Genomic DNA, 25557 nt, shown 5'->3' with positions numbered 1-25557 from the left:
CCGCTCACCCGGGCTCCCGGAGCGGTCGGGGCCGCCCTTCGGGGACGAGTCCGCGCCCCTCGGGGTCGACGACGAGCACCCGGTCGGCCCGGGCCGCCACCGCGCGGTCGTGGGTGGCCACGACAAGAGCCGTCCCCCGGGCCGCGCGCAGCCGGTCCAGCAGGTCGAGGAGGCCCTGGGCCGTCTCCGCGTCCAGGGCCGAGGTCACCTCGTCGGCCAGGAGCACGTCGGGGTCCGCGGCGAGCGCCCGCGCGACCGCGACGCGCTGGCGCTGCCCTCCGGAGAGCCGGTCGGGTCGGCGGTGCGCCAGCTCCGGGGCCAGGCCGACCGCGTCCAGCAGGTCGGCGGCCGTCGCGGCGGCCTCGGCGGCCGACATCCCGCGCAGCAGGCGCGCGGGCCGGGCCAGGGCGGCGCCCACCCGGTGCGCGGGGTTCAGCGCGCTCACCGGGTCCTGTCCGACGAACTGGACCGCCCGCAGCAGCGCGCGGCCGCGCCCCTCCACGGTGGGCGGCACCGGACGGCCGTCCACCTCGACCGTGCCCCTCCGCGGCCGGTGGAGTCCGGCCAGGGCGCGCAGCAGGGTGGACTTGCCGCACCCGGACGGTCCCAGGACGGCCACGAACTCGCCCCTGCCCACCTCCAGTTCCACCCCGTCCAGCAGGACCCGCCCGCCGCCCGGCACGGACAGTGCCAGGTCGCGCGCCGCGAGGACCACCCGCCGTCCGGAGCCCGTCCGCCGCCCCGCGGGGAGGGGGGCGGGACGGCGGGCGGGGCGCCCGCCCACCACGACCACGTCGTCGGCGATCCGCTCGACGAAGGAGCGGTCGTGGGAGACGACGAGAGCGGCCGCGCCGGGGTCCGCGCGCCGCCGCTCCAGCAGGGCGGCCACCAGTGCCACCGTCGCCGTGTCCAGGCCGCTGGTCGGTTCGTCCAGGACGAGCAGCGGAGGCGCGCCCACGACCGCGCGGGCCAGCGCGACCCGCTGGGCCTGGCCGCCGGAGAGTTCGTGGGGGCGGCGCCGCAGCAGGCCGGGGTCCAGGCCGAGGTCGTCCAGCGCGCGGGCGACGGCCCGGTCGCGCGCGGGGCCCCGCAGCGCGGGGCAGCCCTCGGCGACCAGGCCCGCGACCGTGCGCAGGGGGTGCAGGTCGGCGGCCGGGTCCTGGCCGAGCAGTCCCACGGAGGTGCTGCGCCAGCGGCGTGCGGCCCGCCCCGGGACCACCGGGTTCCCGTTCCACAGCGTCGTGCCGCCGGTCCGGCGCAGTCCCGGGGGCAGGGCGTCCAGCGCGGCCAGCACCGCGCTGGTCTTTCCGCTTCCCGACTCCCCCACCACCGCGACGACCCGTCCTGCGGGGACGTCCACGTCCAGCGGTCCCACGATCCGTCGGCCGCGCGCGTCGGCCACCTCGACGCCGCGGACCCGCAGTCCCGGGACCGCGGTGACCGCGGACCGGGCGGTCACCGCGGTCCCCCGTCGTGCCGCGCGGCCGTCTGGACGGCCAGGGCCAGCGTCACGGTCACCAGCCCCAGCGCCGCCGCGGGGGCGGCCACCGCGGCCGGATTGGCCGCGACGCCGGGCATGTTCTCCCGCAGCATCAGCGCCCAGTCCGGGGCGGGAGGGGCGGCCCCGAAGCCCAGCAGGCCCAGCGCCGAGGCGATCTGCACCGCGATGACCAGGCGCAGTCCCAGGTCGGCGGCGACCAGTCCGCGCATGGCGGGCAGCACCTCGCGCACGAGCACGGAGGCGGGGCGCTCCCCCCGCGCCCGCGCCGCCTCGACGTAGCCCGCGTGGCGGACGTCGTGGACGGCGTCGCGGACGACGCGCAGCGTCAGGGGGGCGCCGCCGCAGACGGTCGCCACCACGACGGCGGCCCGCCCCGGGACGGCGACGGCGACGACCAGCGCCAGCAGCAGGGAGGGGACCGCCAGGAGCAGGTCGGCCGCGCCGGTCAGCGCCTGGTCCGCGATCCGCCCGGCCCAGCCCGCGACCAGTCCCCCGGCGACCCCCACCGCCGACGCGGCCACGGCGGCCACGGCCGCCGTGGCGACGAGGTCGCGTCCGCCCGCGAGCACCCGCGACCACACGTCGCGGCCCAGACCGTCGGTGCCGAGCGGGTGGCCGGGGCCGGGGGCCTGCCAGGCCGCGGCCACCACGCCGGTGGGGTCGTGGGGGGCCAGCAGCGGGCCGCCGACTGCCGCGGCCAGCAGCGCCAGCACCACCGCGGCGACCGGCACGCTCCTCACCGCGCCTCCCCGAGCGGTCCGGTGCGGCGGGGGCTCACCGCCGCGGCGACGAGGTCGGCGGCGAGCAGTCCGGCGAGGACGACCAGCGCGGCCAGCATCGCGATGGCCTGGACGACGGGGACGTCGCGGGCGGCGACCGCGGAGACCAGCAGCGAACCGAGGCCGGGGTAGCCGAACAGCGTCTCCACGACCGTGGTGGCGGCGATCAGCCCCCCGGCGCTGATCGCCACCACGCGCGCGAACGGGGCCAGCAGGAAGGGCAGCACGTCGACGCAGGCCACGGCCCAGGCGGGGCGGCCCCGGCGGCGCGCGTCGGCGACGTGCGGCCTGCGCAGGGTGTCGGCCACCGCCCCCGACAGCAGGCCCGCGCCGAACAGCGCCGTGGGCAGCGCCGCCGACAGCACCGGCAGCACCAGCAGTTCGGGACTGCGCAGCGGGGAGACCCCCGGAGCCAGCAGCGAGACCGCGGGCAGCAGCCCCAGCGCCCCCGACAGCAGGGCGGCCAGGCCGCTGGCGACCACGGCCGTCGGGATCGCCGCGGCCCCGGTGAGGACGGCGGTGACCACTCCCCGGGTACGCCGTGCCGCCCCGGCCCACCAGCCCAGGAGCAGCATGAGCGGGGCCGCCACCAGCAGCGCGCCGCCGACGAGGGCGGTGGTCGCCGCTCCTCGCTGGGCGACGGCGTCGGCGACGGGGCGGCCGTTGACCAGCGACGTGCCCGCGTCGCCGGTGAGCAGGCCGCCCGCCCAGTCGGCGTAGCGCCGCCAGGCCGGGCGGTCCAGTCCGAGTTGCGCGCGCAGCTCGGCGACCTGCTCCTGGGTGGCTCCGGGGGTGGCGCGCACGCTTGCGGCGTCCCCCGGCAGCACGTCGGTGGCCGTGAAGACCGCGATGGAGACCGCGACGAGCAGCAGGCCCGTGCGCGCGACGGGCACCGCGGCGCGGACGGGGCCGCCGCCCCCCGAGGAGGGGAAGGGGGCGGCGGCTTTCGCGGTGGTCGGCATCAGCCGTCCACGCCGACCTGGTCGATGAACAGCCGGTGGAAGCCGGGGCCGGTGGGCAGGCCGGTCACCGTGTCGGCGGCGAGGTCGAGCCCGTCGCCGGTGCCCCACACGACGTAGCCGCCCTCGTCGGCGACGCGCCGCTGCAGGTCGGCGAGGCGGTCGTGGCGCTCGGCGGCGTCGGCGGTGGCCAGCGCCGCGGTGAAGTCGGCGTCCCACTCCTCGTTGTTCCACCCGGTCTCGTTGACGGGGCCGTCGGAGACCAGGGCCATCCGGGCGAAGTCGACGAAGGCGCTGCCGCCCAGGCTGTTGAGGTAGAACGACTCGACGTTCCACACCTCGGCCCAGTAGGTGTCGGGCGGTCCCACCTCGACCTGGACGTCGATACCGGCCTCGGCCAGCTGCCCGGCGGCCAGGACCGCGGTCTCCTCCATGCCGGGGTAGGAGTTCGTGGTGTGCAGGGTGAGGGAGAGCCCGTCGCCGTGTCCGGCGTCGGCGAGCAGTGCGCGCGCCCGCTCCACGTCGCGGTCGACCGGGGCGGTGTCGGGGGCGGAGGGGTCGGCGGGGCTGACGATGTCGGCTCCGACCTGTCCGTGGCCGAGGAAGACCGTCTCCACGAGCTGCTCGCGGTCCAGGGCGAGCTTGACGGCCTCGCGGACGTCGGGGTCGTCGAAGGGCTCGCTGTCGAGGTCCATGACGAGCGGGTAGTTCACCGCCGCGGCCCGGTGCACCACCTGGAGGCCGTCGGCGTCGGCGTGCTCGTCGGCGACGGTGGGGCTGACGCTGCCCGCGACGTCGGCCTGCCCGGAGGTCACGGCCGCGGCGCGGGCGGCCGGGTCGGCCATGGCGATGATCTCCAGGCGCTCGACGCCGGGCGCGGGGCCCCACCAGTCGTCGTTGCGTTCCAGGACGGCGGTGGTGTCGTCGCCGTCGCCGAGCACGAACGGCCCGGAGCCGACGGCGGGTTCGGTGAGGTCGTCGCTGCCTTCGGGGACGACGAACGTCAGCGCCGCCAGCGCGGCGCCGACCTCGGCGTAGGGGCGGGCGGTGACCAACTCCAGTTCGTGCTCGCCGGTGGCCTGCGAGGAGTCCAGGTCGAACATCGACAGCCGCCCGTTGTTCTCCGCCCCCTTGTTCTGGATGCGGCGCAGGGAGAACAGCACGTCGTCGGCGGTGACGGGGCTGCCGTCGGAGAAGACCGCGTCGTCGCGCAGGTCGATCCGCCAGCGGGTGAGGTCGCCGTCGACCGGCTCCCAGGACTCGGCGAGCCGGGGCTGGATCTCCCCGTGTTCGTCGGGGACGGTCAGCACGTCGTAGAGCATGGCGAAGCGCAGGTAGTCGGCCTCGTTGGCGACCCTGCCGTGCGGGTCGTCGGTCGTGGCCGCGGGGGAGCCGACCGCCGCGTAGCGCAGGACCGACGCGGTCTCCTCCGCGGGGGCGGACTCGTTCGCGCATCCGGCCGCGACCAGGACGGTCGCGCACGCCGCGGCGAGAACGGATCGCAGTCTCATCTGGTTGGGTGTCCTTTCGGGGGTGGAAGCGGCCCGTGAGCCGCGGGGTCAGGCGGAGCCGTGCACGCGCAGCGCGCCGGAGGGGCACAGGTCGGCGGTCAGCAGCGCGCGCTCGCGGGCGGGCCCGCGGGCCTCGGCGCGCAGCAGGACGACCAGCCCGTCGCCGTCCTGGTCGAACAGGTCGGGGGCCACACGGGCGCACTGGCCCGCTCCCGCGCACGTCCCGGCGTCGGCACGCAGCCGCAGCGGACGCTCGCCGTCCGGCGCAGGGGTCACCACTCGACCGGCACCTCCTCCAGACCGAAGACGGCGGAGGCGGACCGGGCCGCGAGCTCCTCCAGCGGCACGGCCGGGCGCAGCGACGGCACCCGGTCGAACAGGACGCGCAGCGCGACCTCCAGCTCCAGGCGTCCCAGGTTCTGGCCGACGCACTGGTGGGGGCCGTAGCCGAACGCCACGTGGTGGCGTTCGGGGCGGGTGATGTCGAGGACGTCGGGACGGTCGAAGGCCCGCGGGTCGTGGTTGGCGGCGGCGAGCAGCGCGATGAAGCCGTCCCCCGCGGGGATCGTCGCGCCGTCCAGTTCGATGTCGTCGGTGGCCACGCGCAGCGGGATGACGTCGGCGACCGACAGGTGGCGCAGCAGCTCCTCCACGGCGTCGGGCCACCTGTGGGGCTCGGAGCGCAGCAGCGCCACCTGGTCGGGGTGGCGCAGCAGGTCGAGCGCGGCCAGCGGGATCATGTTGCGGGTGGTCTCGTGCCCGGCGTTGAGGGTGATCCCGATCTGCGACAGCAGCGACCGCCGGGAGATCTCCCCCCGGGCCAGCGGACCGGTGACCAGGCGGCTGATGAGGTCGTCGCGCGGGTCGGCCGCCTTGGCGTCGATCAGCTTGTCGAGCAGGCCGAACAGTCCGGCGAGCGCGGCGCTGACCTCTTCGGCGGTGCTGGAGCGGCTGCCGGAGACCGCGGTGACGCGCCGGAAGAACTCCAGGTCCTCCGTCGGGATGCCGAGCAGCCGGCAGATCACCGTGGTGGAGACCCGGTTGGCGTAGTCGCCGACGAGGTCGGCGGGACGCTGCCGGGAGAGCAGGTGGCGCACCTGCTCCTCGCAGATCTCCTCGATGACGGGGCGCAGCTCGCGGACGCGTCTGACGGTGAACTCGCCGACGAGCATGCGGCGGATGCGGGTGTGCTCGGGCGGGTCCATGCGGATGAACGGCCGCAGCTCGGCGGCCACCGCCTGCTCGCCGTCGCCGAGCGCGGGGAACGCCGGGTGGCGGGCGTCGGAGCTGGCGGCCGGGTGCGCCAGCGCGGCGCGGACGTCGGCGTGCCTGGTCACCAGCCACGCCTTCTTCGCTCCGGGGATGTCCGCCCTGGTCAGCGGCTGCTGTTCGCGCATGTCGGCGTAGTCGTCCGGTGGGGCGAAGGGGCAGGAGCGGGCGACGGGGAAGGCGGCGTCGGAGCGGTTCTCCGGCGCGGCGGCTCCCGGGGGTGGGGTCATCGTCGGGTGTCTCTTCCTTCTCTGGGAGGGCGGGGCTGCGGGTCAGGCGTCGGCGGCGGTCAGCCGCCAGCCGCGGGCCCTCTGTCTGGCGTGCAGGAACTCGGCGTAGCGGCCGCCGGCGGCGGCGAGCTCGTCGTGCGTTCCCCTCTCGACGACACGGCCGTGGTCGAGGAACACGATCTGGTCGGCGGCGCGGACGGTGGCCAGCCGGTGCGCGATGACGATGAGGGTGCGTTCGCGGGCCAGTTCGGCCACCGCGGCGCAGACGAGTGCCTCGTTCTCCGCGTCCAGGGCGGCGGTGGCCTCGTCCAGGACGACGACGGGGGCGTCCTTGAGCAGTGCGCGGGCGAGTGCGACGCGCTGCTTCTGCCCGCCCGACAGCGCGGCGCCGCCCTCGCCGACGCGGGTGTCCCAGCCGTCGGGCAGTTCGGCGACGACGCGGTCCAGCCCGGTCAGGCGGGCGACGCGCTCCAGTTCGGCGTCGTCGGCGTCGGGGCGGGCCAGGCGGACGTTGTCGGCGATGGTGGCGTCGAACAGGTAGACGTCCTGGAACACCATGGCGACGTGGCACGCCAGCTCCTCGCTGCCGATGTCGCGGACGTCGACGCCGCCGACGCGGACCGCGCCGCCGGTGACGTCGTGGAAGCGCGCCAGGAGCCGGGCCGCGGTGGTCTTGCCCGCCCCCGACGGTCCCACCAGCGCGGTCACCGACCCCTGGGGGACGTGGAACGACACGTCGGTCAGGACGTCGGCGCCGTCGGCGTAGCGGAAGCCGACGGAGTCGAACTCCACGTCGGCGCGGTCGGGGCGGCGCGGAGCGGCCGGTTCGGAAAGCGGCTCGGCGGCCAGCACCTCGTTGACGCGGCGCAGTCCGGTCTCCGCCATGCGCAGCGCCCCGCCGAGTTCGGCCGCGCCCGCCACCGCGTGGGCGCAGCGGGCGACCGGCACGAGCAGCGCCACCAGCAGCGGGGCGGAGACCTGGGCGCCCAGGGCGAGCAGGACGGATACGGCCAGCAGCGCGCCGAAAGCCAGGCGGACCAGGAAGCCGAACACGAACATGGCGGGGACGGCGCGGACGAGCAGGCGGCGCACTGCGGCGTGCTCGCCGCGCAGGGCCTCCTCCAGGCGCGCGTGCCCCCGGTCCAGCCGTCCGAAGGCGCGCAGCACCGGCTGGGCGCGGGCGTACTCCAACACCCGTCCGGCGGCCTCGTCGGCGACTGCGTCCCGGGCCGCGTCGCCCCGCGCCACGGCCGCGTTGCTGCGACGGAACGCCGCCCACAGCGGCGGGGCGGCGACGGCGGCGGCCACCGCGAGCCGCCAGTCGAACACGGCCAGGCCGAGCAGTGCCACCGCGGGGGTGATGACCGCGTCCGACAGCGGCGGCAGCAGGTGCACCGGCACCTGCATGGCGCGTGAGACCCCGTCGGTGGCGATCCGGTCCAGCTCGCCGAGGCGGGCCCCGGTGAACCAGCCCAGCGGCAGGCCCGCCACGTGGTCGCCGATGCGGCGGTGCAGTCCCCGGGAGATGCTGCCGCCGAGGGTGAAGTTCAGGTAGAGGCTGACCGACCGCAGGACCGCGTAGAGCGCGGTGGCGGCCAGCAGGACCGCCAGCCACGGCAGCGCGGCCCGGGGCCCGGGCCCCAGCAGGGCCGCGAACACCGGCACCAGCAGGACCAGCAGCACCCCCTGGAGCGCGGAGACGGCCGCGGTGAGCAGCAGGCGGTCGCGCACCGGGCGGGCGTGCTCCGGTCCGAGGGCGTCGAGGAACGCGCGGATCACCGGGGGGCTCCTTCCCTGGGGACGGGGATCTGCTGGGCGCGCCACAGGGCGGCGTAGCGCCCGTTCCGCTCCAGCAGTTCGGCGTGGGTGCCGGTCTCCACGATCCGGCCGCGGTCCATGACGGCGATCAGGTCCGCGCCGGTGACGGTGGTCAGGCGGTGGGCGACCACCAGGACGGTGCGGCCCCGGGCGAGTTCGCCGAGCGCGTCCTGGACGGCGGCCTCCGACACCGGGTCGCTGGCCGCGGTGGCCTCGTCCAGCACCAGCACGGGGGTGTCGGCGAGCAGCGCCCGGGCGATGCACACGCGCCGGGCCTCCCCTCCCGACAGGTGGGCGTCGTCTCCGACGACCGAGTCGTAGCCCCGGGGGAGGCTCTCGACGCGTTCGGCGACGCGGGCCGCGCGCCCCGCCGCCTCGATCTCGGCGCGCGAGGCGCCGGGGCGGCCCAGGGCGATGTTGGCGGCGATCGACTCGCGCAGCAGCAGGGTGTCCTGGAAGACGAACCCCACGGTGCGGTAGAGCGTCTCGGCGGGCATGTCGCGGACGTCGACGCCGCCGACGCGGACCGCGCCGCCGGTGACGTCGTGGAAGCGCGCCGGGAGGGTGGCCAGGGTGGTCTTGCCCGCCCCGGAGGGGCCGACCAGGGCGGTGACCGTTCCCGGCTCCAGCACCAGGTCGACGCCGTGGAGGACCTCGGCGGCCGCTCCGCCGTCGGCGGCGGGGTAGGCGAAGCGCACGCCGTCGAAGACCACGCGCGCCCCGTCGGGCCGGGCCGTGCCGCCCTCGGCGAGCACGGGCTCGTGGAGGAGGCCGTGGACGCGGCGGGCCGCCGCGGTCGCCGCCTGGACCTGCTGCATCCGCGAGCCGATGACGTTCATCGGCGCGCACAGCGCCGGAGCGAGGAGCGCGCAGGCCACGACGTCCAGCGGCTCGCTCCAGCCCAGCGCGGCGCTCGCGGTCCCCGCGGCGGTGACCGCGACGGTCACCACCACCGGGGACAGCACCAGGAAGGAGCCGACCGACGGCGCCATCGTGGAGCGGGACCAGTCGGTGAAGAACTCGGCGAAGCGGTCGGCGGCGCGGACGTAGCGCTCGTGGGCGCGGCGGTGGCCGCCGAAGTGCTTGACCACGGCGATGCCGTCGACGAACTCCACCGTCGCGGCGTTGACGTCGTTCATGGCCGCCGCGTACTCGGCCATCCTGCGCATCGCCCCCGACATCGCGCGGGCGAACAGCGCCACCCCGACCGCGACCGGGGCGAGCGCGGCCAGGGCGAGCCGCCAGTCCACGGCGAGCAGGTAGGCCAGGGCCACGGCCGGCGCGGTGAGCACGGCGGCCAGGTCGGGCAGCGTGTGCGCCACCAGGGAGTGCACCTCGCCGATGTCGTCGTGCAGGGCCTTCTTCACCCGGCCCGACCCGCGCGCGGCGAACCAGCCGAGCGGGACCCGGGCCAGGCGGGCGGCCAGGGCGAGCCGGACGCCCAGCTGCATGTCGTTGTCGGCGAGGTGGCCGACCAGGGTGGAGGCGTACCCGGCGGCCAGCGCGGCGACCGCCGCGGCGAACGCGCACGCGACCAGCGTCCAGGCGCGGCCCGCGTCGACGGGGCCGTCGGCCAGGAGGACGCGGCCGAGTTCGACCACGACGACGAGGGGCAGCAGGCCCAGCGCGCTGGCGAGGGCCTGGAGGGCCACCGCCGCCCGGACGCGGCCCCTGATGTCGGCGAGCAGCACGGCCGGCGGCCCCGGTTCGCGCCCCCGCCGCGCGTCCCGCGCCCGGGCGGGACGCGCCGTCCGGTCGCTCCGTGTCATTTGACCAGCACCCCGATCTCCGGTGTGGCCTCGCGTCCGGCCTGCACGAGGCGTTTGGCGGTCATGCCGGCCTCCTCGGCCAGCTGCGGGATGCCGAAGGTCTCCCAGTCGTACTCGTCGGTGACGGTGCGCACGAGCTCGCCGTCGCGGTGGACCCGCCACTCGGTGCGCCAGCGCATGACGTCGGCGCCCGCGGGCTCGCCCGCGATCCACCACTCGTAGACCTGCTCGCCCACGGTCTCGCGGACCATCCGGGTGGGGGGAATGGCGCGGGGGGTCTCCACGCCCATGAGCTCGACGACGATCGGGCCGCCCGGAGGCAGCCGGTCGGCCAGGCGGCGCCACAGGTCGGTGCGTTCGGCGCGGGTGAGGTGCCCGGCGACCCCGAAGATGACCGCCGCGGAGATCGAGTCGGGCAGCGGCATGGTCTGCGCCGGTTCGGGCAGCACGGTGACCCGTCGGCGCAGGTCGGGGTCGCCGAAGACGCGGCTGGTGAGGATCGCCCGCATGGTGGGGGACGGCTCGGCGGAGACGACGCGCGCCGACGGCAGGGCCCGGGCGATGGCCGCGGTGACGAGCCCGGTGCCCGCCCCGATGTCGACGACGGGGCCGTGGCCGGTGTCGAGCCCGGCCAGGGCGGCCCGCAGCGCGGGGCCGCTGGAGGCCAGGTGGCGGTGGCCGACGAGGTCGAAGAACTCGGCGGCCGGGGAGTAGTAGTCGATCACGGCGGTGTTGTCTTCCTTCCGCTGGTCGGTCGGGGTCAGGGCGTGCTCGGCCACGGCCCCTGGGCGGCGGCCAGCGCCGGGTCGAGGCGGCGCAGCAGGGCGCGGACCACCTCGCGTCTGCGGGCGGTCAGGTAGAAGTGGTCTCCGGGGAACTCCTGGACGTCGACGCGCCCGGTGGTGGCGGTGTCCCAGCGGCGGGCCGAGACGGCGTCGACCTCGGGGTCGCGGTCGCCGACGAACACGCTGACCGGGCAGTCCAGCGGCGGCCCGGACAGCGGTCGGTAGCGTTCGATCAGCCGGTAGTCGTTGCGGACGTAGCCGAGGACGGCCGCGCGCAGCCCCGGGTCGTCGAGGACCTCGCGTTCGGTGCCGCCGAGGCGGACGAGTTCGGCGACCAGGGCGTCGTCGTCGGCCTGGTGGACCCGCCCGCCGGGCGCGTCGGCGGGGGCGCGGCGGCCCGAGGCGAACAGCCGCACCGGCTCGGCGTGCCCGCGGCCGCGCAGCTCGCGGGCGAGCTCGTAGCCGACGGCCGACCCCATGCTGTGGCCGAAGACGGCGTAGGGCCGGTCCAGCAGCGGTTCCAGCCCGTCGGCGACCGCGCCCACGAGGGCGGACATGTCGTCGACGGGCGGGTCGGTGAACCGGTCCTCACGGCCGGGGTACTGCGCGCACAGCAGGTCCACGCCGGAGGGCAGCAGCGCGGCCCAGGAGCGGTAGGCGCCCGCTCCTCCGCCCGCGTGGGGCAGGCAGACCAGGCGCAGGCGGGCGTGCGGGGCGGGTCGGAAGCGGCGCAGCCAGGGGTGGGGCGAGGTCGCGGCGGTCATCGTGGTCCCGTCTGGGCGGAGGGGGCGGTCGGGCTGGGGGCGCAGACGTCGGCGGCGCGCAGCGGACGCGGGGGCGCGGGGCGGATGATCTCCGGGCGGCCGAGCCGGGCGGTGACGTCGTGCCACACGCGGCACACCGCCAGGTCGTACTGGCCGCGGGCGAGCGGGTCGGCGTGGGCGGCGATGTCGGCGGCCAGTTCGCGCAGCGCCCGGGCGACCGCCTCCGGCCAGGTGCGGCCGAACACGTCGCGGAAGGGGCGCGGCGCGGTGCCGTCGAGCACCGTGGTGCTGGGTTCGTCCAGGTGGCCGGTGCCCGGGCCGGTGGCGGTCAGCCGCCGGTGGGCGTCGCGCGGCACGTGCAGCCGGGGGCTCCACAGCACGGGGCCGTGGGTGTCGGCGAGGGTGAGGACCCCGCCCTCCGCGCCGATGGCCAGGCGGTGCCACAGCAGGGCGTGGTTGTCGCCGTCGGCCGGATCGAGCTGGTTCTGCACCCGCAGGACCAGTGGAACGCCGCCGACCACCCCCTGCAGCACCCGGTAGGGCTGCGGCAGGTGCGCGAGCGCGGCCACGGCCTCCTCCTGGGGGTGGGGGTCGGCGAACGCCCACGGCCGGAGGCCGCCGAGTGCGCGGCCGAGCACGTCGAGCAGGGGGTAGAGCACCTGGATCGCGGAGGCGGCGTCGACGAACAGCGCACGTCCGTGTCCGCGCAGCGCCTCGGCGGCCTGAAGGAACCGGGTGACCGGGCCGACGTTCCGGTAGAAGGGGTTGAGGTGGTAGACCCGGCCCGCGGCGCGGGCCGCGCGCAGGGTGCGGGCCAGTTCGTCGTGGTGGACGGGGTGCTCCTGGATGACGTGGACGCCGCGTTCCAGCAGCGCGCGGGCCAGCTCGCTGCCCGGGCCGCCGGAGACGGCCGCGCCGACGACGACGCAGGCGACGTCGACGCCGTCGGGCAGGTCGGCGACCGAGGTGTACAGCGGCACGCCCTGGGCGCGCGCGTAGCCGCGGGAGTAGTCGCCGCCCCTGGCCAGGATGCCGACCAGTTCGAACTCCCCGTCCAGGGCGCGCACGGCTTCGACGTAGTGGCGGCCGAAGCCGGTGCCGCAGACGACGGTGCGCAGCGGGCGGCGGGCGGCGGCCGTCACAGCGCCCCCTCCTCGACCTCGGCCGCGGGGTCGGCCGCGGCGGCGCCGTCGAGCAGGTGCAGCGTGCCCGCCCGCGCGTCGTCGAACAGCAGGCGCACCGTGGTGTCGGGGTCCAGGACGTCGCAGGCGTAGTGCGGGCCCGGGGCGACCGCGCCGCGCAGCACCTCGTGCGCCGCCGCCGCGGCGACGTGGCCGCTCAGCCGGTAGCTGTCGGCGGTGCGGACGACGAGCACGCGTTCGCGCGGCGTCCCCTCCACCCGCTCGGTCAGGAGGTAGACCAGCAGGTAGTAGGGGGTGCGTCCGGCCAGGTCGAGGTCTGCGGCGGCGCGCAGCCGGGCGGCGGTCTCGGGGGCGGCGCCGTCGGCGCGCCCGGCCGCCCCGGTCAGCACCGCGCGCGTGCGCGGCCCCGGGTGGACGGTGTGCCACCGCAGTTCGCGCAGGCCGAGCGTCGCGGCGAGCCGCTGCGCCTCCCCGGTCAGGAACGGCTGGACGAACGCCTCCTCGGGGAAGAAGGGGGCGCGGACGCCGTCGCGCGCTCGCAGCGCGCGGGGCACGCGCCGCCCCGCGCGCCAGACGGCCAGGGGCTCGCCGAAGACGGCCGCCTCCTGGGCGCTTCCGGGCAGCGACAGCAGCAGGTCGGCCGCCGCGGCCTCGGTGCAGCGCTCCAGTCCGCCGCTGTAGGCGGTGATCCGCTCCAGGCGGCCCCGCGCCGCCCAGCGGGGCAGCAGCGCCGACAGGCCCGGCAGCAGTCCCGCCGACAGCACGGCGGTGCGCCGCTGCGCGAGGCCGTCCCGGCAGAGCCGGTCGTGCACCGGGGCGTCCCCGGTGACGTCGACGTAGTCGGCGCCGGCCGCCAGCGCGGCCCGGGCCACCCGGTCCACGATCCGGTAGGAGGGGCCGGCGCAGTTGACCACGACGGCGCAGCCGGAGCAGAAGTCCGCCAGCGCCGCGGCGTCGTCGACGTCGACGGGGCGCGCCTCGACCTGCGCGCCGAGTTCGGCGGCCAGGGCGCGCAGCGGGGCCGCGCGGCGCCCGCCCAGTCTGAGCCGGGTGCGGCCCAGGCCGTACAGGGCGCGCGCGGCCTGGGCACCGACGGCTCCGGAGGCGCCGACGAGGCCGACCAGCGGCTGGTCCGCGGCGGTCATCGGATGACGTCCCCTCCGGTGATCTCGCCGAGCAGCTTCACCACACCCGGGGCGTAGGGCACCGACAGGCAGCTGAAGTGGTCCCCGGGCACGTCGACGATCCGCAGGTCGCCCAGGACCAGCCGCTCCCAGTAGTCGGTGACGCTCTCCTTGTTGCCGGGGAAGGGATAGGAGCCGCTGTGCCGCAGGAAGGTGACGTCGCCCGCGTAGGGCTCCGGATCGTAGCGGGAGATCGCGAAGACGCTCTGGCGGAAGATGCGGAACAGGTCGTGCAGCGCCTCGGGCCCGTAGCTGCCCGCCGACGGCGGGACCGCCGCGCACATCCGCTCGACGCGGACCTCGCGCGGCACGGCCGCGAGTTCGCGGAAGCACGCGGCGACGTCGGCGTACTCCCCCTCCAGCCGTCCGATCGCGCCGTCGGGCAGCAGGCCGGGGGTCTGCTCCAGCAGCGCGTCGGAGGCCGCCGAGACGCGGTTCTCGTCGGCGGGGAAGCCGACCGCGGCCGGGTCGATGCCCATCATGACCGCGAACGCGTACTCCGAGATCAGCTCGTCGTCGAGGCGGAACGGGGGCCGGTGGGTGCTGATCGCGGTGAGGGAGGCGACCTCGGCCCCGGCCTCGGTGAGCGTGCGCGCCACCTCCGTGGCGATCAGTCCGCCCAGGCAGTAGCCGACGACGTGGAACCGGCGCCCGCCCCCCTCCAGCAGGGCGTGCGCGTAGTCGGCGGCCCAGCGGGTGATGACGGTGCGCGGGTCGGCGCCCAGGAACGCGGCCACGTCGGGCAGTTCCAGTCCGGCCAGGGTGGCCGCGCCGCCCGAACGGCGGCGGATCTCGGTGATCAGCGCGCGGTAGGGGACGAGCGTGCCGGTGCCCGCGTGGACCAGCGCGGTGACCGGGTCGCCGCCGGAGCCGTTGAGCGCCACGTACGGGGTGGCCGCCGCCGCGGAGGTTCGCGACTCCTGCGCGCCGGAGCGGTCGCGCAGGTAGGAGGCGAGACCGGACACGGTGGGGCGGCGCAGCATGTGCCGCAGCACGACCTCCCACTCGACGCCGTCGGCGTCGGGCACCGCCTCTCCCAGGCGGCCGACCATGCGGGCCACCAGCAGCGAGTCGCCGCCGAGCGCGAAGAAGTCGTCGTCGCGTCCGACGTGCTCGCGCTCCAGGAGTTCGGCCCACAGCGCGGCCAGGGAGCGTTCCAGGTCGTCGGCGGGCTCGGCGGAGACGGTGGCCACGGCGGCGGTGTCCTCGCGCGGCAGGCGCGCCGCCAGCGCGGAGCGGTCCACCTTGCCGTTGGCGGTCAGCGGCAGCGCGTCGAGGATCCGCCACTGGGCGGGCACCATGTGGTCGGGCAGCCGCTCGGCGGTGTGGCGGGCCAGTTCGCCGGCCGTCACCGGCACGCGGTCGTCCTTGAGGCGGACCAGGTGGAGGGTCTGCCCGGTGCGGGCGAGGCGGTCGTCGGCGTCGGGCAGCGTCAGCGCGAGCCGCGCTCCCGCCTCGGCGTAGACGCCCTCCCACTGCTCGCGGGTGAGGAACGTCTGGTCGGCCTCGGCCCGCACGTCCCGGTGGCCGCCGTCCAGCCCGTCGAGGAACTCCATGGACACCAGCAGCGGCGGGTTGTGCTCGCGCGTGGTCTCGACGCACACCAGGTGCCCGCCGGGGGCGAGCAGCTCCCCGATCCGCCGCAGCGCCGCCGCGGCGTCGATCGCGTTGTGCAGGACGTTGGCGGCGACGACGACGTCGAAGGAGTTGGCCGCGTAGCCCTGCTCCGCGATGTCGCGATTGATGTCGAACAGGCCGTAGGACACCCAGGGGAAGTCCACGAACTGCTCGCGCGCCTCGGTGAGGAAGAACGGGGAGACGTCGGTGAACCGGTAGTCGACGTGGTGTCCGGCCAGGGCCGGGACCGCCGCGGCGGTGGTGCCGCCGACGCCCGCGCCGACCTCCAGGACCCGCAGCGGCTCCTCCGCCCGGTGGGCCTCGGCGATCCGGCGCAGCGCCGCCGCGGCCGCCGCGTTGAGGTGGCGGATGGCGAGGTTGTCGCGGTAGGCGGCGCCCGCGGTGTCCAGCTCCGCTCCCGGGAAGAGCAGGGTGCGCACGTCGAGGTCCCCCGCGACCAGTTCGGACAGCCGGTCGGCGCAGGTGCGCATGTACTCCAGCACCTCGGTGCCGTAGTCGACGCCGCGCTCCAGGTCCGCCACCCGCTCCCAGGCGCGCCGGTACTCCTCGTCGGAGACGGCGCGCAGCCCGGACAGCGCGCCCGCCTCCTCGCGCAGCCGTCCGGCGCGCACGAGCGCGTCCAGCCAGCGGCCGACCAGGCGGTGGTGGCGCCGGTCGGCGCGCAGCGCGGCGAGGACGGCGGCGCGGTCGCAGGCGGCTTCGGGGGAGGGGAACAGTCCCGCGCCGGTGAGGACGCGGGTGATGGCGGACAGCGCCACCTCGTCCATGGCGTCCAGCAGCGCGGTCAGGTCGTCGCGGTCCAGGCCGGCCGTGGCGCGCCGCGCGGTGTCGCGGGCGGCCTCGGCCGCCTCCGCGGTGGCGCGGTCGTCGGGTCCGGCGCCGGCGCGGCGCGCGGTCTCGACGAACGCCGCGAGCCGCCGGGAGTCGCGCTCCCCCACGGCGACGACCGCGGCGGCGGCGACGGCCGGGTGCGCCTGCAGCGCGGTTTCGATCTCGGCCAGCTCGACCCGGTGGCCGCGGATCTTGACCTGGGAGTCCTCGCGGCCGAGGAACTCGATGTCACCGCCCGGCCGGTAGCGGCCCACATCGCCGGTGCGGTAGAGGCGCTCCCCGGTCGTCGGATGCGTCACGAACCGCTCGGCGGTCCTGGCCTCGTCGCCCAGGTAGCCCAGCGCCACCCCCGCGCCGCCGATGTACAGCTCGCCGGGCACCCAGTCGGGGCGGTCGCGCATCGCCTCGTCGAGGACGTGGAAGGTCTGGTTGGTGAGCGGACGGCCGTAGGGGATGCTCGGCCACTCGGGGTCGACCCGCTCGACCGGGTGATGAATGGACCAGATGGCCGCCTCGGTCGCGCCGCCGAGGCTGACCACGGACAGGCCGGGCACGCGGGCGCGGACGCGGTCGGGCAGGGCGACCGGGATCCAGTCCCCCGACAGCAGGGCCAGGCGCAGCGCGGGCAGCTCGGCCGCGCGGTCGGCGTCCAGGTAGTCGCACAGCATCTGCATCTGCGCGGGCACGGAGTTCCACAGCGTCACCCCGTGCTCGGCGATCGACTCGGCCCAGTGCGAGGGGTCGCCCCTGCGCTCGGCGTCGGGCAGCACGATCGCGCCGCCCGCGGCGAGCGGGCCGAAGACGTCGTAGACCGACAGGTCGAAGCCGAGGGAAGCCAGGCCCAGGACGCGGTCCTCCGCCGTGACCGCGAAGCGCCGGTTGACGTCGTCGACGGTGTTGCGGGCGGCGCGGTGGGAGATCATCACCCCCTTGGGGGTGCCGGTCGACCCGGAGGTGTAGATCACGTAGGCGAGGTCGTCGGGGCCGACCGTGCGCGGCGGGAGCTGGGCGGGCGGCTCGGCGGCGGGGACGAGGTCGACGGCGACGGGGTCGGCGTGCGCGCCCCAGTCGGCGGCGGCCAGCCACGACTGGGTGAGGACGCAGCGCACCCCGGCGTCGTCGAGGATGGCGGTGCGGCGGGCCGCGGGCTGGGCGACGTCGACGGGCACGTAGGCGGCCCCGGCCAGCAGTACCGCGCAGACGGCGACGATCTGCTCGACGCCCTTGTCCATGACGACGGCGATCCGGTCGCCGGGACGGCAGCCGCGTTCGGCGAGCACCGCGGCGACCGCCGCGGCCCGGCCCCACAGCTGTGCGTGGCCGAGCGTGCCCTCGGAGGTGACGACGGCGGGGGCGTCGGGGGTGCGCAGCGCGGCGGCCAGCGCCTCCTCGTGCAGCAGCCCGTCGGGCAGCGGGCCCGCAGTGGCGTTGACCTGCTCGCGCCGCCGCCGCTGGTGTTCGGGGAGGCGGACGGGGGAGGCGGCGTCCCACGGTTCGTCGGAGGCGGCCAGGTCGCGCAGGAGCGCGACGTAGGCGGCGAAGGCGTCGTCGGCCACCCCGTCGCACAGGACGCCGTCGCGCACGTCCCAGCGGACGGAGAGTCCGCCTCCGGTCTCGGTGACCTGGCAGTCCAGCCACACCTGGGGGGTCTGGCTGACGCCGTGGACCTCGCGGTCGGCCCACGAGCCGCCCGCGGTGGCGCCCGCGTCCGCGCCGAGGGCGCCGGTGAAGACGACCGGCATGAGCACGGCCGCCTCGTCGCGGCGGCGCGACAGCTCGGCCAGCAGTTCCACGCCGGAGTACAGGGAGTGGTCCAGGTCCTCGATCAGCCGCGCCTGCCGGGTGCGGGCGCGCTCGGCGAAGGTCGCGCCGTCGTCGGCGCGCACGGCGAGCAGGGTGACGGTGGTGAAGTCGCCGACGATGCGGTCGACGTCGGGGTGCAGGGGCAGCCTGCGCGCCGCGGGGAGGTTGAGGGTGAGGTCGGGGCGGCGGCTCCACCGGGCGACCGTCTCGGCGTAGGCGACCAGCGCGACGGAGGAGGGGGTGACGCCCCGGGCCGCGGTCCGGGTGCGCAGCGCCTCCCACTCGGCCGGGGACAGGGCGGCCGAGCGCCGGGTGAAGCGGGCCGGGGCGTCGGCGGCGCGGTCCAGCAGCGGAAGCTCCGGGGCGGGGGGCAGGTCGTCGATCCGCTCCATCCAGTAGGCGCGGTCGCGGTGGTGGCGCGCACCCTCCCTGAGGGCGCGCTGGGCCAGCACGTAGTCGCGGAAGGTCGCCCTGACCTCGGGGAGTTCGTGGTCGGGGTCGGCGTAGAGCGCGGCGAGCTCGTCCAGCAGCAGTCGCACGCTCGCGTAGTCGGCGACGAGCAGGTCCGCCGACAGGTGCAGGACCGAGCGGTCGGCGCCCCGGGTGAGGTGGAGGCGCACCAGCGGCCAGGTCCCGGGGGCGGGGACCAGGTCGCGCAGCCGCTCCCGGGTGTGGCGGACGCGCGCCTCGACGTCGCCGCCGCGCGCGTCGGTGACGGTCAGCGAGGAACCGGGGGCCTCGGCCAGGACCCGCTGGTGGCCTTCCGCCGACACGACCGCGCGCAGCATGTCGTGCCGCCGCACCAGGGCGTCCCAGGCGCCGCGCAGCCGGTCGGGGTCGAGGGGCGGCAGGTCCAGTTCGGCGTAGGCGTGGCAGGCCACCCCGCCGTAGTCGTAGGCGCTTCCCCGGCCGACGAGGTAGGCGCCCTGGACGTCGGTGAGGGGGAAGGCGTCGTGCCGCCGGGCGGGGTCGGGGGTCAGGGACGGGGCCTCCTCGGCCCGCAGGAGGGCGACGACCTCGTCGCGGTGGGCGCGCAGCAGCGCGCGGCGCTGTTCGGTGAGCGTTCCGGCGGGGGCGCGGTAACGGAGCTGGCCGGCCAGTGCGGCGAGGGTCGGTTCGGCCAGGAAGGCGCGGGTGGACACCTCCACTCCGAAGACCCGGCGCAGTTCGCCGACCATGCGGATGGCCAGCAGGCTGGTGCCGCCCAGCGCGAAGAAGTTGGCCTCGCGGTCGGTGACGGGGGCGTCGAGGAGTCCGCTCCAGACCTCGGCGATCCCACGTTCGACGTCGTCGGCCGGGGCGGCGCATCCCTCCCGGGCGGCGGGCGCGGCGCGTTCGGCGAGCGCGGCGGCGTCCACCTTGCCGTTGGGGGTGAGCGGGAACTCCGCCACCGTCTCGACCACCGCGGGGACGGCGTGGCGGGGAAGCCGCTCGGCCAGGTGCGCGGCGAGGTCGCCGGGGTCGGGGGCGGGATCCTGGGCGAGGACGAACGCGCACAGCCGCCGCCTCTCGCGCGGCCCGACCGCGACCACGGCCGCGCGGCGCACGGCCGGGTGCTCCTCCAGCGCCGCCTCGACCTCGCCGGGCTCCAGGCGGTGTCCGGCGACCTTGACCTGCCGGTCCATGCGGCCGAGGAACTCCAGCACCCCGCCGGGCCGGTAGCGTCCCAGGTCGCCGGTGCGGTACCAGCGCTGCCCGCCGACGGTGACGAACTTCGCGCGGGTCCGCTCGGGGTCGCCCCGGTAGCCGCGGGCCACCCCGCCCCCGCCGATCCACAGCTCTCCGGGCACCCAGTCGGGGCAGTCGCGGCCGTGGGCGTCGACGACCCGGTAGCGCTGGTTGCGCAGCGGATACCCGTAGGGCACCGAGGGCCATCCGGGCGGGGCGTGTCCGCCGTCGAAGGCGTTCGACCAGATCGCGGCCTCGGTGGCGCCGCCGAGCGCGACGAGGCGGGCGCGGCCCGCGGTGGCGTCGCGCAGTCGGGCGGCCAGGTCGGTGCCCACCCAGTCGCCGGAGACCAGGGCCAGGCGCAGGTGCGGGGGGAACGCGGCGCCCTCCGCGGCGAGCAGCAGCATGTCCAGCAGCGCGGGCACGGTGTTCCACACCGTCACCCGGTGCCGGACCGCGAGGTCGCGCCAGCGCGCGGCGTCGCGCCGCTCCTCCTCGGCGGGCAGGACGACCGCGCCGCCCGCGCCGAGCAGGCCGAAGACGTCGTAGACCGACAGGTCGAAGTCGAGGGCGGACAGGCCGAGGACCCGGTCGTCGGGGCCGGTTCCGTGGCGTTCGTTGACGTCGGCGACGGTGGCGGCCGCGGCGGCGTGGGTGACCTCGACGCCCTTGGGCTCGCCGGTGGAGCCGGAGGTGAAGATGACGTAGGCGAGGTCGTCGGGGCTTCGGGGCACGGGCGCGGCCAGCGGCGGCTCGGCGTACAGCTCCTCCGGCGCGGCACTGCGGCCGGGGTCGCCCCCTTCCCCGACCGTGAACACGGTCCGGGCCGCCCGGTGGATGCGGTCGCGGCGCCGCGGCGGCTGGTCGGGGCCGACCGGCACGTAGACCGCTCCGGCGGCCAGCACGCCCAGAACGGCGGCGACCTGGTCGGGGCCCTTGGGCAGGCACACCGCGACCGCGTCGTCGGGCGCGACGCCGCGCCGCCGCAGGCCCGCCGCGATCCGCAGCGCGCGCTCGGCCAGTGCGCCGTGGCTGAGCACGCCGCCGTCGGTGACGACCGCGGGCCGTTCGGGGGCGCGGTCGGCCGCGGCGAACACGGCCCCGTGCAGGGTGGCGCGGGTCACCGGGGCGGCGGGGGCGTTGACCCGGTCGCGTTCGGCACGCTGCTCGCGCGGCAGCACGTCGGCGGGCGAGGCGATCCGTCCGGTGGCGGCGAGGTCGCGCAGCAGGCGCAGGTAGGCGGCGAACATGGCGTCGAGCACGCCGGGGCGGAACAGCTCCTCGACGGCGTCCCAGTACACGTCGAGACCGCCGCGCACCTGCAGCACCTGGTTGTCCAGGTGGACCTGGGGCGACTGCGACAGCCCCCAGATCCGTTCGGGGAAGTCCGGGGAGGTGTCCATGGACACCTCCCCGCCCACGCCCAGGGAGCTGGTGAACACGACCGGCACGCCCGGCTGGGCGGTTCCGGTGCGCCGCGCCAGCTCACGCAGCACCCAACTGGCCGAGACGTCGCGGTGGTCCAGGTCGGCGCCCAGCCGCCGCTGCAGCGCGCGGGCCGCCTCCAGCAGTCCCTGTCCGGGGTCGCGCCGGTAGGAGGTCAGCGACAGCGACGTGAAGTCGCCCAGGACCCGGGAGATGTGCGGGTGGACCTCGGAGCGGTTGAACAGGGTGAGTGTCAGGCTCAGCTCGGTCTGCCCGCTCCACGCGGCGAGCACGTCGGCGTAGCAGGCCAGCAGCAGGGTGGAGGGGGTGATCCCGGCGGAGCGGGCCAGTCCGGTCAGCGCCCGCCACTGCTCGGGGGCCAGCCGGTCGGCGCGGCGGGTGAAGCGGGGCTCCCTGACGTCGGCGGGGTCGACGGCCAGGGGGAGGTCGGGGGCGGGCGGCAGGGCGGCGACGCGTTCGCGCCAGTAGGCGCGCGCCGCCTCCACCCGCTCGGGCTCCCCCTCGACCTGGGTGACGTAGTCGCGGAAGGACACGTCGACCGGCGGCAGGGGGGCGTCGGGGTCGGTGTGGAGCCGGTCCAGCTCGGTGTAGAGCGTCATGATGCTGAGCGCGTCCAGGACGATGTAGTCCAGTCCGATCCCGACGCGGGTGCGCCGCGCGCCGTCGCGCACGTACCGCACGGCGCGCACCTCGAACAGCGGCCACCGGGTCGGGTCGAACAGGCGGTGCGACATCCGCTCGCGCAGTTCGGCCAGGGCGGGCTCGGGGTCGGCGTCGCAGGCGTCGGTCACCGCGATGCGGTAGGCGGGCACCCGGGGCAGGACGCGCTGGTCGCCGTGGTCGTCGAAGACCGCCCGCAGCATCTCGTGGCGCCGCACGAGCCGGTTCCACGCCTTCTCCAGCCGGTCGAGGTCCACCTCGGCCCCGTCGAACTCGCTGTAGTGGTAGGTGCCGACGCCGCCGAGGGTGAACTCCGGGGACCGGCCGAGCAGGTAGGCGCGCTGCACCTCGGTGGGCGGGAAGGGGTCGTGCCGGTGCTCGGGGTCGGGGCGGACGACCGGCTCGTGCCGGGCCTCCCCCCGCCCGGTCAGGGACGCGGCGAAGTCCCGCAGCACGGGGGCGGAAAACAGCCGGGCGACCCCGGCGTCGGCGTGTCCGGCCGCGCGCAGCGCCGCGACCACGCGGGTGGCCAGCAGGGAGTCGCCGCCCAGCGCGAAGAAGTCGTCGTCGCGGCTGACCCGGTCGCGGTCGAGCAGGTCGGCCCAGACGCGGGCGACCTCGTGTTCGACCGGTCCGCGCGGGGCGTCGCCCGTCCCCTCCCCGGTGCGGGAGCGCTCCCGCACCAGCCGGGCCACGGCGGCCCGGTCGGGTTTGCCGTTGGCGGTCAGCGGCAGGCTCTCCACCACCGCGATCCGCTCGGGCAGCATGGCCGCGGGCAGCAGCGACGCCGCGTGGGCGGCCAGGCGCCCGGGCAGCGTGCCGTCGTCGTCGGCGACCACGGCCGCGGCCAGGCGGGGGGCGGGCGTGTCCTCGACCAGGGCCACCGCGGCCGCGACCTCGGGGTGGGCGCGCAGGGCGGCCTCGATCTCGCCGAGTTCGACGCGCACGCCGCGCACCTTCACCTGGCGGTCGACGCGGCCCAGGAAGTCCAGGGTGCCGTCGGGCAGATAGCGCAGCAGGTCGCCGGTGCGGTACCAGCGCTGACCGTCCCGCTCGACGAACCGGTCGGCGGTCGCGGCGGGGTCCCCCCGGTAGCCGTCGGCCAGTCCCGCGCCGCCCACCCACAGCTCGCCGGGCACCCAGTCGGGGCGGTCGCGTTCCTGGGAGTCGACGACCCGGCAGCGCACACCGGGCAGGGGCCGGCCCCACGGCACCGAGTGCCAGGCGGGGTCGGCCCGGTCGACCTCCTGGACCGTGGAGTGGATCGCGGCCTCGGTCATGCCGCCCAGCGCGAGGAACCGGCAGCCGGGGGCGAACGCGCGCAGCCGGGCGGGCAGGTCCGCGCCGATCCGTTCGCCGCCGAGCAGGACCGCCCGCAGCGGCGGCAGCTCCGCCGTCCCCGACTCCGCCGCGGTGAGCAGCATGTCGAGGAAGGTGGGCACGCAGTTGAGGACGGTCACACCGCCGCGGACCGCGCCGCGCGCCCAGCGCGGGGCGTCGCGGCGCGCGTCGTCGGCGACGAGGACCGCGGCGCCGCCCGCCGACAGCGGCGCGAACAGGTCGTAGACCGACATGTCGAAGTCGGCCTCGGCGAGGGCGAGCGTGCGGTCGGCGTCGGTCATGCCCAGCCGGGCGTTGAGGACGTCGACGGTGTGGGCGGCCGCCCGGTGCGGCACCTGCACCCCCTTGGGCTCGCCGGTGGAGCCGGAGGTGAACAGCAGGTAGGCGGGCGCGTCCGGGGGGACGTCGCGCGGGCGCGGCAGGGGGTCGGCGGCCAGCGCCTCGGCCAGGTCGAGGACGGGGACGTCCGGGTCGGCCGCGGCCGCGCCCGCGGCGTCGGTCACCACGAGCGCGGCCGAGCCCCGGGAGAGGACGCGGGCGCGCCGGGCGGGCGGCTGGTCGGCGCCCACCGGCAGGTAGGCGCAGCCCGCGGCGAGCACGCCGAGCACCGCCGCGACCTGCTCGGGGCCTCGCGGCAGCGTCACCGCGACGGTGTCGCCGGGGGTGGTGAGCGGAGCGAGCGCTCCGGCGACGCGCAGCGCGCGCTCGGCCAGCTCGCCGTAGCCGGTCCCGGTCCCGTCGGGGGCGACCAGGGCGGTGCGCCCGGGAGCGCTGCCCGCCCGCTCGAAGAACGCGCGGTGCAGGGTGCGCGCCTCGGGGAGGTCGGCGTCCGGGGCCGCCGCGCGCCGCCGCACCTCGGGCAGGTCGGGACGGTAGGGGGTCTGCCAGGCGTCGGGGTCGTCGACCAGCGCGTCGACCAGGTCTCGGTAGGCGGCGAATGCGGCGCCGAGGAAGCCGGGGGCGAACACCCGCTCGCGCGCGTCCCAGTTGAGCAGCAGTCCACCGTCGAGCTCGGTCACCTGCGCGTCCAGCCACACCTGCGGCCCCTGGGAGATGATCCACGACGGGCGGCCGAAGCGCCGCTGGACGGTGTCGGTGAACAGGGGGCCCAGTCCGATCGCGCTGGTGTAGACGACCGGGGCGAGCACGGCGCCGCCCGCCGCGCGGGCGAGGTCGCGCAGTACCTCGACGCCGCTGTAGGCCCCGTGGTCGATGGCCCGGCGCAGCTCGTCCTGGGTGCGGCGGGCCCGCTGCGCGAAGGGCAGGCGCTCGGTGACGTCGGCGGCGACCAGGACGGAGCCGCTGAAGTCGCCGAGGACCCGGTCGACATCGGGATGCAGCGGGGCGCGGTCGAACAGGGGGAGGTTGAGCAGGAACCGGGGAGAGGCGCTCCACGCGCCCAGGACCTCGGCGAACGCGGTCGCCAGCGCGGCCGCGGGGGTCAGGCCGTGGGCGCGGGCCCGTTCCGCGAGCCTCCGGGAGCGCTCGGGGTCGATCCAGTGGTGCAGCCGCGTGGAGCGCGCGTGGGGGGATCCGGCCGGGGTGGGGCGGGTCGCGTCGATGACGGTGGGCAGCTCCGGCGGCGGGGGCAGGTCGGCGAGCCGTCGGCGCCACCACCTGCGCGCGCGGTCCCGGGCCGGGGTGTCGCGCCGGGCCCGCTCGGCGAGGTAGCGGGCGAAGCCGTACTCCAGCGGGGGCAGGGCGCGGCCGTCGTAGGCGGCGGTCAGGTCCTCCAACAGCACCCGCAGGCTGAGCGCGTCGGCGACGATCATGTCCAGGTCGACGTGCAGCCGGGTGGCCCCGCCGGGCAGCAGGGACAGCGCCACGTCCAGAACGTGGCCGGAGGCGACGTCCATGCGCCGGTGGGTGGCCTGGTCGCGCAGTTCGGCCAGGCGGCGTTCGACGTCGGCGGGGGGCAGGCCGCGCAGGTCGTGCACGGTGACCGGGCGGTGGCGGCCGGGCGGTTCGACGCGTTGGCGGCCGTCGTCGAGGAAGCGGGCGCGCAGCATGGGGTGGCGTTCGGTGACGGCCGCGACGGCCGCGTCGAGCCGTTCGGGGTCCGTTTCCCGGCCGTCGAACTCGGTGTAGAAGTGCGCGGCGACCCCGCCGAGCGGCTGTCCGTCCTGGCGGCCGATCCAGTAGGCGTGCTGCATCGTGGCGAGCGGGAACGGCGCGTCGGCGTCCGGCACGACCGTCTCCGCGGTCCGGGGCGGGGCCGGGGCGGCGTGTTCCAGCAGTCGCGCCCAGTGCGCGACGGTGGGCTCGGCGGCCAGTTCCTCGAAGGTCACCTCGGCTCCCCGCTCCCGCCAGGTGCCCACCAGGCGGATCAGTCCCAGGGAGTCCAGGCCGTGGTCGAAGAGGTCGTCGCTGTCGGTGAAGTCGGTGGTTCCGAGGATCTCCGCGACCCGCCGCCGGACCGTCTCGACCGGTGTCCGCACGTCCTACCGCCCTTCTGTCAG

13 protein-coding genes are annotated in these 25557 nt (G+C 76.9%); all 13 read right to left on the bottom strand.

Annotated elements, in window-relative coordinates:
• Positions 1 to 4 precede the first annotated feature (4 nt).
• Genes NI17_RS05505 through NI17_RS05445 form a run of 13 tightly spaced genes read right to left on the bottom strand, consistent with a single transcriptional unit; the run spans position 5 to position 25536 of the window.
• Positions 5 to 1459, bottom strand: a complete 1455-nt coding sequence (locus NI17_RS05505; protein WP_068692067.1) for an ABC transporter ATP-binding protein — start codon at positions 1457 to 1459, stop codon at positions 5 to 7.
• Positions 1456 to 2241 carry an ABC transporter permease gene (locus NI17_RS05500; protein WP_243597629.1) on the bottom strand — a complete coding sequence of 262 codons (786 nt, stop codon included), beginning with the start codon at positions 2239 to 2241 and terminating at the stop codon, positions 1456 to 1458. Before NI17_RS05500 ends, NI17_RS05505 begins: the two co-directional genes overlap by 4 nt.
• Complete coding sequence (locus NI17_RS05495; RefSeq protein WP_084012664.1) at positions 2238 to 3242, bottom strand: ABC transporter permease; 1005 nt, start codon at positions 3240 to 3242, stop codon at positions 2238 to 2240. The genes NI17_RS05500 and NI17_RS05495 overlap by 4 nt, the downstream gene beginning before the upstream one ends.
• Positions 3242 to 4750, bottom strand: coding sequence for an ABC transporter substrate-binding protein (locus NI17_RS05490; RefSeq protein ID WP_068692064.1), 1509 nt, complete (start codon positions 4748 to 4750; stop codon positions 3242 to 3244). Before NI17_RS05490 ends, NI17_RS05495 begins: the two co-directional genes overlap by 1 nt.
• A gap of 48 nt (positions 4751 to 4798) precedes the next feature.
• On the bottom strand, positions 4799 to 5026 hold the full coding sequence (locus tag NI17_RS05485; protein WP_234401974.1) for a ferredoxin: 228 nt from the start codon (positions 5024 to 5026) through the stop codon (positions 4799 to 4801).
• A complete protein-coding gene (locus tag NI17_RS05480) occupies positions 5023 to 6249 on the bottom strand; it encodes a cytochrome P450 (RefSeq protein ID WP_068692062.1) in 1227 nt (408 codons plus the stop codon). The genes NI17_RS05485 and NI17_RS05480 overlap by 4 nt, the downstream gene beginning before the upstream one ends.
• A gap of 42 nt (positions 6250 to 6291) precedes the next feature.
• Positions 6292 to 8028: an ABC transporter ATP-binding protein gene (locus NI17_RS05475; RefSeq protein ID WP_119267487.1), complete on the bottom strand. Its 1737-nt coding sequence runs from the start codon at positions 8026 to 8028 to the stop codon at positions 6292 to 6294.
• Positions 8025 to 9836 (bottom strand): ABC transporter ATP-binding protein, encoded by a 1812-nt coding sequence (locus tag NI17_RS05470; protein ID WP_068692061.1) that lies wholly within the window; start codon positions 9834 to 9836, stop codon positions 8025 to 8027. Before NI17_RS05470 ends, NI17_RS05475 begins: the two co-directional genes overlap by 4 nt.
• On the bottom strand, positions 9833 to 10615 hold the full coding sequence (locus NI17_RS05465) for a class I SAM-dependent methyltransferase (protein WP_234401972.1): 783 nt from the start codon (positions 10613 to 10615) through the stop codon (positions 9833 to 9835). The genes NI17_RS05470 and NI17_RS05465 overlap by 4 nt, the downstream gene beginning before the upstream one ends.
• A complete protein-coding gene (locus NI17_RS05460) occupies positions 10597 to 11385 on the bottom strand; it encodes a thioesterase II family protein (protein WP_068692058.1) in 789 nt (262 codons plus the stop codon). Before NI17_RS05460 ends, NI17_RS05465 begins: the two co-directional genes overlap by 19 nt.
• Positions 11382 to 12527 (bottom strand): Gfo/Idh/MocA family oxidoreductase, encoded by a 1146-nt coding sequence (locus NI17_RS05455; protein ID WP_243597628.1) that lies wholly within the window; start codon positions 12525 to 12527, stop codon positions 11382 to 11384. Before NI17_RS05455 ends, NI17_RS05460 begins: the two co-directional genes overlap by 4 nt.
• On the bottom strand, positions 12524 to 13672 hold the full coding sequence (locus NI17_RS05450; RefSeq protein WP_068692054.1) for a saccharopine dehydrogenase NADP-binding domain-containing protein: 1149 nt from the start codon (positions 13670 to 13672) through the stop codon (positions 12524 to 12526). The genes NI17_RS05455 and NI17_RS05450 overlap by 4 nt, the downstream gene beginning before the upstream one ends.
• Positions 13669 to 25536 (bottom strand): non-ribosomal peptide synthetase, encoded by an 11868-nt coding sequence (locus NI17_RS05445; protein WP_243597627.1) that lies wholly within the window; start codon positions 25534 to 25536, stop codon positions 13669 to 13671. Before NI17_RS05445 ends, NI17_RS05450 begins: the two co-directional genes overlap by 4 nt.
• Between the last annotated feature and the right edge of the window lie 21 nt (positions 25537 to 25557).

This window comes from Thermobifida halotolerans (genome assembly GCF_003574835.2).
Classification (GTDB): Bacteria; Actinomycetota; Actinomycetes; order Streptosporangiales; family Streptosporangiaceae; genus Thermobifida; species Thermobifida halotolerans.
Note: the sequence above shows the minus strand (reverse complement) of the source record. Positions and strands in the feature narration are given on the sequence as shown.